14 protein-coding genes are annotated in these 15,242 nt (G+C 42.2%); 6 read left to right on the forward strand and 8 right to left on the reverse strand.

The genetic code is table 11. The features are described 5' to 3' along the window. Window positions 1-27: 27 nt before the first annotated feature. Window positions 28-999, reverse strand: coding sequence for a phytanoyl-CoA dioxygenase family protein (locus tag AC1XUD_RS11770; protein WP_483361196.1), 972 nt, complete (start codon window positions 997-999; stop codon window positions 28-30). 159 nt (window positions 1,000-1,158) lie between these two features. On the opposite strand from AC1XUD_RS11770, the gene AC1XUD_RS11775 reads away from it, so the two are divergent. After that, on the forward strand, window positions 1,159-2,004 hold the full coding sequence (locus AC1XUD_RS11775; RefSeq protein WP_483361197.1) for a helix-turn-helix domain-containing protein: 846 nt from the start codon (window positions 1,159-1,161) through the stop codon (window positions 2,002-2,004). A gap of 191 nt (window positions 2,005-2,195) precedes the next feature. Further along, a complete protein-coding gene (locus AC1XUD_RS11780; RefSeq protein WP_483361198.1) occupies window positions 2,196-3,278 on the forward strand; it encodes an alkaline phosphatase family protein in 1,083 nt (360 codons plus the stop codon). Between the two features lie 104 nt (window positions 3,279-3,382). Here AC1XUD_RS11780 and AC1XUD_RS11785 read toward each other — a convergent pair whose 3' ends face one another. The 5 genes from AC1XUD_RS11785 to AC1XUD_RS11805 form a co-directional block, all read right to left on the reverse strand. Then, complete coding sequence (locus AC1XUD_RS11785) at window positions 3,383-4,729, reverse strand: glycoside hydrolase family 88/105 protein (protein ID WP_483361199.1); 1,347 nt, start codon at window positions 4,727-4,729, stop codon at window positions 3,383-3,385. 236 nt (window positions 4,730-4,965) lie between these two features. Continuing rightward, window positions 4,966-6,927, reverse strand: coding sequence for a M56 family metallopeptidase (locus AC1XUD_RS11790; protein ID WP_483361200.1), 1,962 nt, complete (start codon window positions 6,925-6,927; stop codon window positions 4,966-4,968). Between the two features lie 21 nt (window positions 6,928-6,948). Next, window positions 6,949-7,308: a BlaI/MecI/CopY family transcriptional regulator gene (locus tag AC1XUD_RS11795; RefSeq protein ID WP_483361201.1), complete on the reverse strand. Its 360-nt coding sequence runs from the start codon at window positions 7,306-7,308 to the stop codon at window positions 6,949-6,951. Window positions 7,309-7,416: 108 nt separating this feature from the next. Further along, a complete protein-coding gene (locus AC1XUD_RS11800) occupies window positions 7,417-8,001 on the reverse strand; it encodes a precorrin-2 dehydrogenase/sirohydrochlorin ferrochelatase family protein (RefSeq protein ID WP_483361202.1) in 585 nt (194 codons plus the stop codon). A gap of 78 nt (window positions 8,002-8,079) precedes the next feature. Further along, a complete protein-coding gene (locus AC1XUD_RS11805) occupies window positions 8,080-8,229 on the reverse strand; it encodes a hypothetical protein (RefSeq protein WP_483361203.1) in 150 nt (49 codons plus the stop codon). A gap of 193 nt (window positions 8,230-8,422) precedes the next feature. On the opposite strand from AC1XUD_RS11805, the gene AC1XUD_RS11810 reads away from it, so the two are divergent. Together AC1XUD_RS11810 and AC1XUD_RS11815 are read left to right on the forward strand one after the other, a co-directional pair. Further along, a complete protein-coding gene (locus AC1XUD_RS11810) occupies window positions 8,423-10,357 on the forward strand; it encodes an ABC-F family ATP-binding cassette domain-containing protein (protein WP_483361204.1) in 1,935 nt (644 codons plus the stop codon). Between the two features lie 262 nt (window positions 10,358-10,619). After that, on the forward strand, window positions 10,620-11,888 hold the full coding sequence (locus AC1XUD_RS11815) for a type IX secretion system plug protein (protein ID WP_483361205.1): 1,269 nt from the start codon (window positions 10,620-10,622) through the stop codon (window positions 11,886-11,888). 79 nt (window positions 11,889-11,967) lie between these two features. On the opposite strand, the gene ychF is transcribed toward AC1XUD_RS11815, so the two are convergent. Together ychF and AC1XUD_RS11825 are read right to left on the reverse strand one after the other, a co-directional pair. After that, on the reverse strand, window positions 11,968-13,068 hold the full coding sequence (gene ychF / locus AC1XUD_RS11820) for a redox-regulated ATPase YchF (protein WP_483361206.1): 1,101 nt from the start codon (window positions 13,066-13,068) through the stop codon (window positions 11,968-11,970). Between the two features lie 171 nt (window positions 13,069-13,239). Further along, window positions 13,240-13,560: a DUF3276 family protein gene (locus AC1XUD_RS11825; RefSeq protein WP_483361207.1), complete on the reverse strand. Its 321-nt coding sequence runs from the start codon at window positions 13,558-13,560 to the stop codon at window positions 13,240-13,242. A gap of 271 nt (window positions 13,561-13,831) precedes the next feature. Between AC1XUD_RS11825 and AC1XUD_RS11830 the strand changes: the two genes are divergently transcribed. Both AC1XUD_RS11830 and AC1XUD_RS11835 read left to right on the forward strand, forming a co-directional pair. After that, window positions 13,832-14,284 carry a septal ring lytic transglycosylase RlpA family protein gene (locus AC1XUD_RS11830; protein WP_483361208.1) on the forward strand — a complete coding sequence of 151 codons (453 nt, stop codon included), beginning with the start codon at window positions 13,832-13,834 and terminating at the stop codon, window positions 14,282-14,284. A gap of 18 nt (window positions 14,285-14,302) precedes the next feature. Beyond that, entirely contained in the window at window positions 14,303-15,217 is a 915-nt protein-coding gene (locus AC1XUD_RS11835) for a DUF58 domain-containing protein (RefSeq protein ID WP_483361209.1), read from the forward strand. The last annotated feature ends 25 nt before the right edge of the window (window positions 15,218-15,242 follow it).

The following is a 15,242-nucleotide window of genomic DNA, read 5'->3' on the forward strand; positions in this document are numbered from 1 at the left end:
CCCCTCCCTTAACTCTGCGTTAAATTGCTACCATTTATCCAAACCCAATAATTTCCTTCCCAAAGGCGATAACTCAGCCGTGCCATATTTCGTTTTTTCATAATTGCGCGGGTCTCCGGGGAAGGCATATCCCTCAGGAGCAATTCTGTCTCTCCATGAATTGATACGCCATTGACGTAATGCCTCGTCGTCTTCCTGCGCCGGCATCATCGCAATATATTGTGCAATCCTGACCTTATCCTTGCTTCGGTTTGCTCGAATTCCGTGTGGTTGTGAACTGTTGAATATCAGTAAATCTCCTGCATTCATTTTTACTTTTACCGGCTCAAATCCGGTGGTATCGGGTTTAAAATGATCCCGGTCGTCAGGCTGCGTCAATTTCCAGGTATCGTATGTGCGGAAAAGCTCGGGAATACACTGAAAGCCCCCCATATTCTCATCATCCTGATCAGCCAGCGCCAAAACGCCCTGCACATTTTGAGGTTTCGTCTCCGGATCGTAATCCCAGTGGATGAAACCCTTATATTCAAAACCCGGTCGAAGGGGAAAATTGAGATTGGCGCGGTCGATGGTTACCCACAATTTCTCTGTCCCCCATATATCGGCAAAAGCCTGGTGTATTTTTGGAAATTGCCGGTTGTTCCACAAAGCCTGGTTGTTATACACTTCCACCATACCGGTATTGGTCAGCTCTTTCATCTTCATTTCAGCACGTGGCTCCGTATACCATGTCTCAGGGTCGTTTGGATCCTTTTCCTCAAACTCCCACAGAAAATCTGCCGTTGCCCTGGCCATTTCTTTTGGAACGGCATCTTTGATCACGATATACCCATTGGTAATCCAGAAATCCCATTGTTCTTCGGTTAAAAGTTGCAGTGGTTTGCCATTGCTGCGGTCATTCAACCTAATTGCGCTAGACTTGGCTGTAGATGGGTTGCCCGGAATATCTTTGTGGGCGTTATCTGGAATCATAGTCGGAGCCATTGTACGAGTTTCCATTTTCATTTGATATTTTATCATGATTGAATAGGACAAAGCTACCATACAGATCAACGCTCAACCACCTTTGAGATAACCACTATTTGCTCTCTATTGACAACTTTATTAATTTGAATGAAGGTTCGTGCAAATTCAGCGTTACTTATCAATTCTATTGCTATGAAAATTATTCGGGAAGAGATCAAAGCGGACCAAGGGAGTTCATTTAACATTTTGTTGACTCCTGGGCTTTATGATACCTTTTTATGGCATTTCCATCCGGAATATGAGATTGTTTTTGTGGAAGGCACCAGCGGAACGCGCCATGTGGGCGACCATATTTCTGTATACGAAGGGAGCGATCTTGTTTTCATTGGTCCAAATATCCCGCACCTTAACTTTGATTACGGCGTAAGAACGCAGTGCGAACAGGTGATCATTCAAATGAAGGAAAACTTTCTCGGAAAGGAATTTCTGTCTATTCCCGAATTTTCGGCGATCAAAACGCTGTTCGAAAAATCGCACTATGGTTTATCATTTTCGGGGGAAACAAAGCAACTTGTTGGTGAGAAGCTAAAAAAACTTCCCAGCCTGGATCAATTTGACCGGCTTTTATCACTAATTCAGATATTGAAAATACTTGCCGGTTCTGAGGATATGCAGATTTTGAATACAAAACCTGCTGCTAACAAATCGTTCGAGCGGGAACAGCAGCGTATGGATTTGATATACAGATATGTAGAGCATCATTTCGATCAGACGCCAGACGTGAATGAAGTTGCACAGGAAGTAAATTTGACAACCGCAGCATTTTGTCGGTTTTTCAAAAAGAATGCAAAAATGACCTTCACCGATTTTGTAAATCAATATCGGATCAATCAAGCCAAAAATTATCTCCTGCAGAACAAAACAGTCTCTGAATCCTGCTTCGCAGTGGGCTTTGAGAGTCTGTCGTACTTTAATAAGCTTTTTAAAAGTCTGGTCGGTGAAAACCCTTCCGAATTTAAAAAAAGATATCAGGTGTAAGGCCGTAAAATCCGCGAATACAATTAAACAACCCAGAAATTCTCCTCCAAACAAAACAGCTTCTCAATATCGATGTTGATATAAGCCGAATGGGCAAATATGTCAAGAATATTATATGTCAAAAATGGCCTATCAATCCTAAAACGGGGTATCAAAGTCGTGATTTATATTTCTCTAGCCAGTTCAGATTCATGAAAACCCGATTCCTTATCTTTTTTATTTTGGCTGCAACAAGCTTTTCATTTGCTCAATCTCAAAAAACCGAAAATCTTGTGGTCGTTGTGCTCGATGGCATGAGATGGCAGGAAGTTTTTGGTGGCGCCGACTCTGTTTTGATCAACATTCCAGCATTTACCAAAAATAAAATCCAGGTTCAAAACCGATTTTGGGACGTTGATTTCAAAGTACGACGGGAGAAATTGTTCCCATTTCTCTGGAAAACCGTTGGCGTGCAAGGTCAGATATATGGAAACAGGTATTTACAAAATTTCGTGAATGTTTCTAATCCATTCCAGATGACCTACCCGGGATTCAGCGAAATGCTTACCGGCTATGCAGATCCGGCCATAAGTTCAAACAAACTGGTGATCAGCAAGTCTCAAAACGTACTTGAATTCATCAATCAGCAAAAAGGATTTGAAGGAAAAGTTGCCTTGTTCGCAACTTCCGATCTATTTCCATATCTGATGGATCGGGAACATAGCAAAGTCTATATAAACGCCGACAGCGACTCTCTCGATTTTAATTCCCGGGAGTTCCGCCTGTTAAACGAGATGCAGCAACTATCAGCAAAACCCACGACCGAGAGACCCGATTTGCTTACCTATTTTGCTGCAAGAGAATATGTAAAAGCATATAAGCCCAGGGTGTTATATCTTGCACTTGGAGAAACAGATGCTTTTGCACATGCAGGCAATTACGATCAGTATCTTGAAACGGCTCGAGCGGAAGATAACATGATATCGGAATTATGGAAGCTTATCCAGTCAATTCCGCAATACAGAGATAAAACCACGCTTCTGCTTACATGTGATCATGGACGCGGCGATGCTGTAAAGCAGCAATGGACTACCCACGGACCACAGATTAAAGATTCGGGCCAGATATGGATTGCGGCAATGGGACCCGATACCAAACCCGGATCTGGTTTGGTGGAGAAAGGTCAGCTTTATCAGGCGCAATTGGCGTCAACCATCGCGGCCGTTCTGGGCTTTAATTACCAGCCCAAAACCCATCAGGCAATGACCCCTATCTTCTCAGTTTTCAGAAAATAGAGATTTCACTTTTTGCACGAGGCTTCATTGGCTCGTTTTTCAAATAGGTTATTGTAAATCAGCGTTGAAATTATTAAACCTAAATGCTGAAACCCGAAAATACCTCACTTTTTCTGCAACAGCTGCACGGAGCTATCATTGATTTCAAATGCTTTAGTATTCAAGAGATTTATAATTTCGGCGCCGGCCATTATTACAGGGCCATATCCATGTGCTGCAAACGGACTGATCGGGCGGTGGTAGTAAAAGGCAGGATCAAAGCCCATTCCCGTTCCTACACACGTTCCTTCAACCTGACCTTCTGGATTGATTTTAGTGGAAACCGCATTCCATGCCAGGAGTGTCATGGGTGCATATGCCAGTCCGTCAATCCAGCCTTTATTAATTGCTTTGGCAATTGAATAGGCATAAATGGCCGTTGCAGAGGTTTCCAGATATGAATCTTCACGATCTAAAAGCTGATGCCAGAAACCCGAGCCTGACTGATACGATGCTAATCCTTTAACATGCGACTTTAACAATTCCAGAATTTTGGGTCTGGACGGATGGTTTTCCGGGAGTACATCGAGTAGTTCCACTTTCGTCAAAATACCCCAGCCGTTCGCTCTTGCCCAGTGAAATTGTGGATGCTCTGTCATTCCCTCTACCCAGCCATGCATATACACCCCCTTTTGATTATTAAACATCCGGTCGGATATCTGAATAACCTGCTTCGCGGCTTCGTCATAATATTTGGTCTCGCCGGTAAGTTTACCCATTTGAGCCAGTGCAGGAACAGCCATAAAGAGATCATCAAGCCAGATGGTATTGGGTTGTGGCCGATTGCGGGCGAGGGTACCGTCGCTCAGTTTATGTTCCTTATTCAGTATATAGTCGATATGACTGTCGATCAGAGGACGAAAATTTCCGTTACTTCCATCCCTGGTGGCCTTGATCATCGCCGCACACATCGCGCCGCAGTCGTCCAACGCATGCGGATCGACAAGTCCACGCAAAGGCCCCGCCGTCGCCCAGTCGGTATTCGCCTGGCTACTTTTCTTAAAATACGGAACCGATTCGGCTATGAATTTCAGCCTTGAATCAGCATATTCTTTGAATTTCGGATCGCCGGTTATTCTGCTGGTCAGCAACATCGCTCCGTACGTCACGCCCCATTCATAGCTTACTATCCTGAAATCACCCTTTTGAAGTGCTGTATTGTTATCAATTTTAGTCAGATCCGTAACCCTCTCGCCAGTTTTGGAATTGACAAATCCGGCCGGAGTAACTTTATTGAGATAACCATATATCCGATCCAGATCGGCCTTGATATTCTCTTTTTTTACTACACCGTAAGGAATCGGATAGTCGGGCTGTAGTAGATGGAGCGGCGTATTGGAATCGTTGGCCTTGGTAACATTTCTTTGAGCCTCAGTCTGAAACCCTTGAAATAACAAGCCAGAGAGAAGCATTACGGTTAGGGTTGTTTGTTGAATTTGGGACGCAAAATTCATACTCATAAAAAGGATATGTGAACTTAATGCTTTTCGATTCGGGTATTTTTCACTAAAATCTCACCCGAAGTCAATAACCACTGTAAGACCAGCCCTCTCCAAATCTTATCCCCCGTTGCTGATTATTTTACATTTTATTTTGGATCTTCCAACTGAAACTAAAAGCTCCCACCGGATGGAAGGAGCTTGATCTATTATAATTTCGCAAAATCAGGCCTTCCGACCACTTCTTCTGCCGGTCGTGTCTCGATCCACCAGAGCTTTTCAAAGTTCTTGTTATAGTATCTGGCCAATTTTCCCTTCAGCAACGCTATCCGTTTGATTTCGCCCCGTTCGGGTCTCATATTACTACCTACACCGTTCACTTGCCAAAATCCATTCAGATAAAATGAGTCCTTATCCAGAACCGCCATATCAAACCTGGAGACATCGATCCACTCCACGTTTTTAGATTTAACAATAGAAGAAGGCGGTGCGTCGCGGTTGGTATCTGAAGTGAAGTAATACATCTTCGTAGCATACCGTTCCTGAATTTCAATTCGATTGGAATTCACCAGATTAGGCTGTCTAAACCGGAAGTTATAATTGACTTTATCATAAGTAACTTCCTCTCCATCAATGTAAAATTGCATCTGCCCAACATATCCGATCAAATCTCTATTTTGATCAAAATACCCGTTTTGGAATTTGGTGACGATTTGGCTGGGATTTTTGTATGCGTTTCGAAAATTCATTTTAAGCTCATGCTCCTGCACAAATGCAACAGAATTTTTGATGAGATTTGACTTAATTTCATCCCTGCTAACATATCTCTTAACCAAGCTTGTTATATTTTGGTTATACCAGTCATGAAAGCCGGCTTTTAATGATTTTTTGACTAGATAAGTAACTTCACCAAACAGTTGCCAATTATCACTTTCATTTTGAAACCATACGTTTCCCCCATATTCATATTCTGACCCTCTTAATTCGAATGCATATTGACTATTGGGAATATCGATTCGGCTGGCAACCGTATCCACCCAATAATAAAATCCATCATCATCAGTTCGTACTGATGCGATCATCTGACGCTCTGTTTTATCAAATTTTAATGAAACTGAATCAACCACAAAGTCGACGGTATTGAATAGAATATCCATCTTATAATCGCGAAGTGGCTGGCCCGATTCACTGTCTCTTAGAATTCCGGTGATAATCACCGGCTGCTTGGATCCAATACCACCAAATTCGGACCAAAACGACGCTTTATTATTTCTGAAAGCAACCAGTAAAACGCAGATCAACGGAAGTACAAACCCAAATTTGATCAAATGAATACGAGCGGATCTTACCTTGTTCATCATCAGAATGCGCTTTTTCAGAGAGGAGAAAGTGAAATAATTCACCATTCCGCTCATATGATTTCCTGAAACTTTTAGAAGTAAATATTGATATTCTTTGGCCCCAGTCCCTTTTTGAATCACTTCACGGTCTGCGATATACTCCAGGTTTTCACGAATTGCATGGCGTATCAACCAGACAGCAGGATTAAACCAGCACACGGTACATAGCAATTCAGCAAACAGAATATCCAGTGAATGAAGCTGATTGACATGGGCTAATTCATGGACAATTATTCGATTCTTATCTTCCTCGCTATGAGCATTTTGATTCAAAAATATGCTTTTCCAGAATGAAAATGGAAGAATATTTTCTTTGAGGTGATATACCGATACACCCTTCATATATATCAATTCCGATCGTTTTTTAATACGCCGAAAAGCATATAGCTGACTGCATATCTGAGCAACTCTGATCAAACAACCAGCGAGAAAAATCCAAAAAACAATATCCCATATCTCTATGGAAGGCAATGACTTACTTTCCAACGGTTTGTGGAGGTTTGAAGTAGAAGTCCGGTATATGGAAACAGCATCTTCAATTTTAGGTAGAGCGGGAACTGCTTCAACAATAGCATTTGGAACCTCCCCCGCTTCATGTATCGCCGGACTGATGTTGATTATTGGAATAATAAACGCTAGTATCGAATACATGAGGAGGCACCAGCGGTTCCAGGTGTAAAATGTGTGGCGACTTAATATAAGTCGGTAAAACAGGTAGACCAAAACGAGGCCTAAAGAAACTTTTAACAAGTAATCAATGAAGTGTGCCATGGCTAATTGATTTAGAATTCCTTACTTTTTATTTTCAATCAATTCAATCAGCTCTTTGAGTTCATCGGCAGAGATTTTCTTTTTCTCAATGAAAAAGCTGACCATCTCTTTATATGAGTTGGCGAAATAATCCTTCACGACGTTACCCACAAACTTCTGTTTATAAGCCTCTTCCGTGATAGCAGGAGAATAGATATAAGTATTACCCACCAGGCGGCTAGTTAGATATCCCTTCTTTTCTAAATTCTTGATGATCGAAGCGAGTGTAGTATAGGGCGGCTTGGGGTCAGAGAGTTCAGGTAAAAATGACTTGACATTTCCCTCTCCCACTTTCCAAACGGCCTGCATGGCTTCTTCTTCTGGCTGTGTTAGCTTTTCCAAATCTACGATTTTTTCGTAAATCTACGAAAGTTTCGTAATTATGAAATACAAGCAATCAATTTTATAATTATTCTTTGAAAATATTTTGATTTCTATTTCAGAAAATTCTCACAATTCCGCTTTTTTGTCAACAAGTACGGAGGTTATCCTATTGAGCTCGTCGACTTTATATGCGAAATCTCCTTTTAACATATTACGTACGGCCTGGAGTTGCTCCATGGCCATTTCGAGATTGTCAGGCAGCGCCTCTGAAAGTACTTCTTTCAGTCGTTTCGCCATGGTCGGCGACATTCCGTTGGTGGATATGGCTACTTTCAGATTTCCTTTTTTTACAACAGAAGAAAGGTAAAAATCGCAGAGATCGGGCGTATCTGCCACGTTGGCGAGGATATGCTGCTTGGCAGCAAGCTCCTTAATTACTGCACTTTGGGTTCGATCATTGATTGCAATAATTACCAAATCCTTTCCCGCCAAATCGCTTTCTTCAAACTTTCTGAAATTCAGATCAACCAGTGGATTATTGGAAGCGATATCCCGGATTTCCTGCCCAATTTCCGGCGCAACGAGCGTTACTTTTGCGCGAGGAGAATTGCCTAACACTGCGGTAATTTTCTCTAGACCAACGTATCCCCCACCCACGATGAGTGTATGAAGGTTTTCGAGTTTAAGAAATATAGGGAATAGGTTATTCAAAATATGAGGTAATTATGTTTAGCTCCTTAAAAATCGTCAGGTGAGCAAATACGAACTTTTACTGTAACTCCTGATCTATCAGGTACTTGTACCCCACCTTTCTCTGCCAAGGTTTAGATCTATCTCTTTTTCGAACAAAACGATAACCTTCGCTTTCTTCGAAGAAGGCAGGGGTTCATTTAGCACCACTTGCCCATTTTCAAATGACCATTCCAACGCTAAATACATAGTTCCTGAATTTAATTCTAATGATATACAACAACTTTCAACCGCACCAGTAACACTTTTTTATTACCCCAATATATCAATATACTAATCAAATTTACAATAAAACGGTATAATAAGCATTGAACTTGCACCAACAGTGTAACTATTACTATTCTAATTTTCGCTATCTGCTTCTTTCCCGTAACTTTGCACCATGATCGCGATTACGAACCTAAGTTATTTCCTCGGCGACCGTGCACTTTACGATAGTGCGTCGCTGCATATTAAACCAAAACAAAAAATCGGCCTGATTGGTCTGAACGGAACTGGTAAATCTACGCTGCTCCGGATGATCAATGGTGAGTTTCAGCCTGACGGCGGCTCGATATCCAAAGCTGGCGACTGTACCATCGGATTTTTGAATCAGGATTTACTTTCATACCAAACAGACGACTCTATTCTTTCGGTTGCCATGCAGGCTTTTGAAAGACAGAATGAGTTGCAGGTACAAATTGACAAGATTCTCCACGAAATGGAGACCAACTACCGCGATGAACTTGTTGACAAGCTGGCACGTGTTCAGGATGAGTTCGACGCGTTGGACGGATATTCTGTTCAATCCAAAGCGGAGGCGATATTGGAAGGGCTTGGTTTTGTAACCGATGACCTGCAAAGACCGCTTCGGTTGTTTTCAGGGGGATGGCGTATGCGCGTAATGTTGGCCAAACTGCTTTTGCAAAAACCTTCATTATTGATGCTCGACGAGCCTACAAACCACCTTGACTTACCGTCTATTCAGTGGGTTGAAAAATATGTTCAAAGTTACGAAGGAGCTGTGATCGTCGTTTCCCACGATAGGCAATTCCTTGATAATACGATCGATACCACAGTCGAAGTATCGGGCGGAAAGTTGAATTATTATTCTGGAAACTATTCTTACTATCTGGAGGAAAAAGATCAGCGTAATGAAATTCAGCGTGGTGCTTATGAGAATCAACAAGCCAAAATCCGCCAGACGGAGCGTTTTATCGAACGGTTTAAAGCAAAAGCCACAAAATCCAAACAGGTTCAAAGCCGGGTTAAAGCACTTGACAAACTGGATGTAGTCGATGCTGTTGTGGACGAAAATGCAAAAGTTCACTTCCGCTTTCAATTCACTACGCAGCCAGGCCGTCACGTATTTCAGCTAGAAGACGCTTCCAAAGCATATGGCGAAAAGGTTATTCTTGACACCACGAGCATTTCAATGGAACGGGGCGACAAAATCGCGTTGATCGGTGCGAATGGCCGTGGTAAATCTACAGTATTACGTGTTGTAGCAGGTACTGAGCCGATTGAAGGAAAAAGACGACTTGGACATAATGTTGAATTTACGTTTTACGCGCAGCACCAGCTGGAATCGTTGAACGTGAAGCATAACCTGATCGAGGAGCTGAAATATGCCAATCCAACCAAAACTGAAACGGAATTACGAACAGTATTGGGTTGCTTCCTGTTTAGTGGAGACGATGTTTTCAAGAAGATCAAAGTGCTTTCGGGGGGTGAGAAATCCCGTGTTGCTTTGGCAAAAGTATTGCTTTCTCAGGCTAACTTCCTGCTGCTTGATGAGCCTACCAACCACTTGGATATGCAATCCGTCAATATCCTGATCCAGGCTTTGCAGCAATATGAAGGCAGCTATATCGTGGTTTCCCACGACCGTTATTTCGTTGAAAATATTGCCAATAAAATCTGGTATATCGAAGACCATCAGATCAAGGAATATCCTGGAACATATGAAGAATACGAAATTTGGGTAGAAGAAAGGGGGCTCGAATCCGCTGTGAGCGACAAGGCTGTAGTTAGCAGCGCACCGCCACAAAAGACGGCGTCTGTCAAAACCGAGGCAAAAGCTAACAAGTCAACGTCCGGTGAAGATGCTCAAAAACTAAAAAAAGCACAAAAGCTGGTTGAAGAACTTGAGCTGAAGATAAGCAATCTGGAAAAAGAGAAAAGTGAGGCGGAGAAAACGCTCGCTGATCCAAAAATATATGATGACGCTGCTGCACAGTCTACTGCAACCAAACGTTACGCGGAAGTAAAACAAAAGCTGGAAAAAGCCAACGACGAATGGGAAAACGCCATGTTGCTTGTTGAAGAGCTAGCTTAACTTAATATTATTGATAAGAAGAGGCCTCGTTGCCTCTTTTTTTATGTCCGTATATTAGAATACCCTTGATATTTATTTTCCCGTTGAGGCACCAATAAACCAAGGATGTTCCATTAAATTAAACCTTTCTTCCATTCTTCGTGCCTTTGTGGCAGTCTTTATTCCGCTGACATATCATTATATCCTGTACCAAATCGTTACTGCTTGGCGTTTCCATGAAATAAGAATACTTTGGCAACTTCATTTTTCACCCTGTTTAGCAATGCATAAAATTCTGACAATTATACTTCTATTTTGCTTCATCGCAGTCCATGCACAGGAACCTGTCGCCATGGACGACAAGATATATACAAACAAAATTGCGACGGTACTGCTCTACCCGTCTATATCGGATTTGGAAGATCCCAAGCGCCTGTTAAGTCCTCCGATAATATCGCTACAAAGTCAAAATCCATTGGTACTTGAGTTTGACGATCTTTCCGGACAATCTTCCAGTTTCAGAGCTAAAATTTTTCATTGCAATTCCGATTGGACAAAATCCGTATTGAACGAAATTGAATATACATATGAATATAACGACTATATTATTAATGACAGAGAGCAGTCGTTTAGCACCAAAGTCCCTTATTATCACTACAGCCTTACTGTTCCAAGATTGAAGCTTTCAGGAAATTATGTTCTGGTTATTTATGAAAACCGAAATCCTGTGTGTAGTCGCAGGTTCATGGTTTATGACAGCAAAGTCAATATCACGGCCAAGGCACGGTTTTCCCAAGGGATATCGCAACAGCAAACTGATCAGCAGATCGATTTTAGTATTGACTATGGCGGTTTAAACCTGAATGCACCCCAGACGGACCTTAAAGTGGTCATGCGAAAGAACTTTCGCTGGGATCAGTCTAAAACTGGATTTAAGCCGAGCAACGTTCGTCCCTTTGATAAGTTGCTGGAATATAATTTCTTTAATCTGGAAAACACATTTCAGGGAGGAAACGAGTTTCGATATTTTGATAGCCGAACATTGGCTGCCAGGGGATATGGAATTGAAACGGTGGAAAGATCGGATATTACCCGTTTGATACTATTCCCTGACAAATCGCGTACGGACGGCCACCTGCAACTGGATGACTTTAACGGTGGATATATCGTTGATCAAAGCGAATCAGGGAGGGGAAGTATCGAGGCAGATTATACTCCTGTCGTATTCTCCCTCAAAGCCGAGGAAGAACCGGAACTGACCTATTATGTAAACGGAGGCTTCAATCTGTGGCAGTTGAACGACCGCAACCGGATGAAATTCAATGACGACACGGGCGTTTATGAGGCCGAGATATTGATAAAGCAAGGTGTCGTGAATTTTGATTATACGGCTGTAGACTCCCGAACAAAAAAAGCCGATGAATCCCTGATTGAAGGAAATTATGCAACAACTGAAAACGACTTTGACATACTGGTTTATTTTAGACCACCAGCCGGGCGATCAGATCTATTGGTTGGATATCGGACTGTGGAATGGAACCGGAGAAGGTGAGACATCATCACACATAAAAAATGCCGGCGAATCAATTCGTCGGCATTTTTTACGTGTTGAAATCGCCTGATTAAACGGGCTAAACGTTAAAACGGAAGTGCATAATATCTCCGTCCGCAACTACATATTCTTTACCTTCCACAGCCATTTTACCAGCCTCTTTCACGCCTGCTTCATTTTTATATTGCTGAAAATCACCAATTTTGATAACTTCTGCACGGATAAAGCCTTTTTCAAAATCTGAGTGAATCACACCAGCAGCCTGAGGAGCTTTCCAACCTCTCACGATAGTCCATGCACGTACTTCCTTTACACCTGCCGTGAAGTAAGTAATCAGATTCAATAATGCATATGAGGCTCTGATCAGTTTGCTTAAACCTGACTCCGTCAATCCGTATTCACCCAAAAACATTTCATGCTCCTCGGGATCCTCTATTTCAGAAATCTGAGACTCAATGGCTGCACAAAGTACAATAACTTCCGCACCTTCATGCTTTACAGCTTCTCTCAATTTTTCCGAATATTCGTTGCCGGAAATCATCGAACCTTCGTCGACGTTCGCAACATACAACACAGGTTTCGCCGTCAGTAATTGCAAATCTCCGATAACGGATTCTTTTGTTTCTGCGTCTATCTGAACACTTCTGGCATTTTTACCTGCCTCTAATGTCGCCTTATACGTTTTCAACCATTCCAATTCGGCTTTCGCTTTTGCATCACCCGCACGAGCAGCTTTCTCCGTTTTCTGAATTTTTTTCTCAACCGACTCCAAGTCTTTCAATTGAAGTTCGATATCGATAATTTCCTTATCGAAAACCGGGTCAACCCGACCTTCTACGTGTACCACATTTTCATCCTGAAAACATCTTACAACATGCACGATAGCGTCAACTTCACGAATATTGGCAAGAAATTTATTCCCCAAACCAGCTCCCTGGCTCGCTCCTTTCACAAGCCCCGCGATATCCACAAATTCTATGATCGTTGGAATTACTTTCTGTGGAGTGACAAGCTCGGTAAGTATATCAAGACGCTCATCCGGAACGGTTACGACACCAACGTTCGGCTCAATTGTGCAAAACGGGTAATTAGCAGCCTCTGCCTTACCTGTTGAAATAGCGTTAAAAAGGGTGGATTTACCTACGTTTGGTAAACCTACGATCCCGCATTGAAGACTCATTTATATAATATTACAGTAATACAACTAAGTTATCTTTCAAAAGAAAAGACAAAAGTAGTCATTAAGGCGCTGAAATCCATCGCCATTGAAAAAGTGATATATCAAATCAAAACGAAAAGCCTTCGGAAACACTTCCAAAGGCCAGGGGAATTATTTGTAAAGCTCAGGAAATTACTCCCACTTCAGATCCGACTCACCCACTACATCCACCTCATCGTTCTTGGATTCGAATTGAGAAAAGTCCACTTCCGGCATCAATTCAGTTTTAACGTGGTCAACGGCGTCTTTCAGAGCCTCAACAAACTTATCAAAATCTTCTTTGTACAAGAACATTTTGTGTTTCTCGTACGTAAACCCGTCTCCCTGCGGGTGACGACGGCTTTCTGTGATCGTTAAATAATAATCGTTAGATCGCGTAGAGCGAACGTCGAAAAAATAAGTCCGTTTTCCTGCCCTAACCCTTTTGGAGTAGATTTGCTCTCTGTCTTCCACTATTTTGTGTTTGTTAAATAGGTTTTCGAACGCTAAAATAGAAAGTTTATTGCACCTAACAAAAAATCCAAAAGATATTACTCAATTCAGCCTTTCTGACGGGCATTCTGACACTTTTCTGAAGCTTTTTTTCGGTGCATATATACTTTTTTGTCATCTAATTCTGTTACATTTGAAGAATTCGCCTTCGCCAACCGCGATAAATAGGTGACTACTAGCAGTATAATAAGTCCCCAACGGGCTTATTAATGTTCCACCAAAACACTCAGATATGACTTATAATCGGATTCTGGTTTTTGTTCTTCTGTTGACAGCCGGCTGTTTTGAATATGCTGAAGCTCAGGTAAAACTGGGCAAAGTTGAAAGAGGCAGAGCATCATTTTACGCTTCAAGATTCCACGGTCGCAAAACCGCTTTTGGAGAAGTTCACAAGGCCTCCGAAATGTCCGCCGCCCACCGCAGTTATCCCTTAAATACAATGCTGGAGGTAACGAATCTGGATAATAACAGCAAAGTAATTGTCAGGGTGAACGACAGAGGACCATATTCCAGAAACAGGGTTATAGATGTAAGTAAAGAGGCTGCGAAATCGTTAGGAATTGTCGGTGCCGGAGTTGGAAATGTGAGTATCAGAGTAGTCGGTAGTGAGGGAATGGTATTGCTTGGTACCGATGAAGAGCTGGACCCGGGTTCGGGAAAGATTATCTCAATGCGATCCAAATAATTTAAGTAGATATACTAAATGGCCAACGGCAGGTTAGACCTTGCAAAAATAAGAGAATTCGGAAACCTTGAATTTCTGGCCAAACAGCTGGTGGAAGGCTTTATCACCGGACTGCACAAATCTCCCTTTCACGGTTTCTCCGTTGAGTTTGCCGAACATCAGCTTTACAACACAGGCGAATCGACGCGCAATATCGACTGGAAAGTCTTTGCCAAAACAGATCGTTTGTACGTAAAAAGATACGAGGAAGAGACCAATTTACGCTGTCATCTTCTTCTCGACACGTCTTCTTCAATGTATTATCCGGAAGCAGATTATGGTAAAATGACGTTCAGTATCATGGCAGCGGCTAGTATTGCTCACCTGCTTCAGCGCCAGAAGGATGCTGTTAGTCTTTGTACTTTTTCGGAAGAAATTGAAATTCAAACTGCTGTAAAATCAACCCCATCGCATGTTCACAAGATCATGCTAGATTTGGAAAAGCAGCTCAAAACCAATCGCCCCCTACGCAAAACTTCTGTTGCACAAATACTACACGAGATAGCTGAGAAAATTCACAAACGCTCGTTGGTTGTGATATTCAGTGATATGTTTGAAAATCTGGAGGAAGCTGACCTGCTTTTTTCAGCACTGCAGCATCTTCGGCATAATCTTCACGAAGTCCTTCTTTTTCACGTAACCGACCGCAGTACCGAGGAGTTGTTCTCTTTTGAAAATCGTCCCTATGAATTTATCGATCTGGAATCCGGCGAAAGGATCAAATTGCAGCCTGATCAGGTTCGTGCGCCTTACCAAAAATTTGTCGGTGAGTTTTACCAAAAGCTTAAACTGAAGTGCGGACAGTACAAAATCGACTTCATCGAAGCTGATATCGCAAGAGGTTTCGATCCTATTCTGATGGCATATCTGGTAAAACATTCCAAAATGAAGTAACTTGAGGACGAAACGTTATTTGAAC

Source organism: Dyadobacter sp. HNCC25DJ184, assembly GCF_056895215.1.

Coding starts and splice junctions, on each gene's coding strand:
- AC1XUD_RS11815 (WP_483361205.1), top strand. CDS start 10,620: ATGCATAAAATTCTGACAATTATACTTCTATTTTGCTTCATCGCAGTC.
- ychF (WP_483361206.1), bottom strand. CDS start 13,068: ATGAGTCTTCAATGCGGGATCGTAGGTTTACCAAACGTAGGTAAATCC.
- AC1XUD_RS11790 (WP_483361200.1), bottom strand. CDS start 6,927: ATGGCACACTTCATTGATTACTTGTTAAAAGTTTCTTTAGGCCTCGTT.
- AC1XUD_RS11770 (WP_483361196.1), bottom strand. CDS start 999: ATGGAAACTCGTACAATGGCTCCGACTATGATTCCAGATAACGCCCAC.
- AC1XUD_RS11785 (WP_483361199.1), bottom strand. CDS start 4,729: ATGCTTCTCTCTGGCTTGTTATTTCAAGGGTTTCAGACTGAGGCTCAA.
- AC1XUD_RS11810 (WP_483361204.1), top strand. CDS start 8,423: ATGATCGCGATTACGAACCTAAGTTATTTCCTCGGCGACCGTGCACTT.
- AC1XUD_RS11805 (WP_483361203.1), bottom strand. CDS start 8,229: ATGTATTTAGCGTTGGAATGGTCATTTGAAAATGGGCAAGTGGTGCTA.
- AC1XUD_RS11780 (WP_483361198.1), top strand. CDS start 2,196: ATGAAAACCCGATTCCTTATCTTTTTTATTTTGGCTGCAACAAGCTTT.
- AC1XUD_RS11835 (WP_483361209.1), top strand. CDS start 14,303: ATGGCCAACGGCAGGTTAGACCTTGCAAAAATAAGAGAATTCGGAAAC.
- AC1XUD_RS11830 (WP_483361208.1), top strand. CDS start 13,832: ATGACTTATAATCGGATTCTGGTTTTTGTTCTTCTGTTGACAGCCGGC.
- AC1XUD_RS11775 (WP_483361197.1), top strand. CDS start 1,159: ATGAAAATTATTCGGGAAGAGATCAAAGCGGACCAAGGGAGTTCATTT.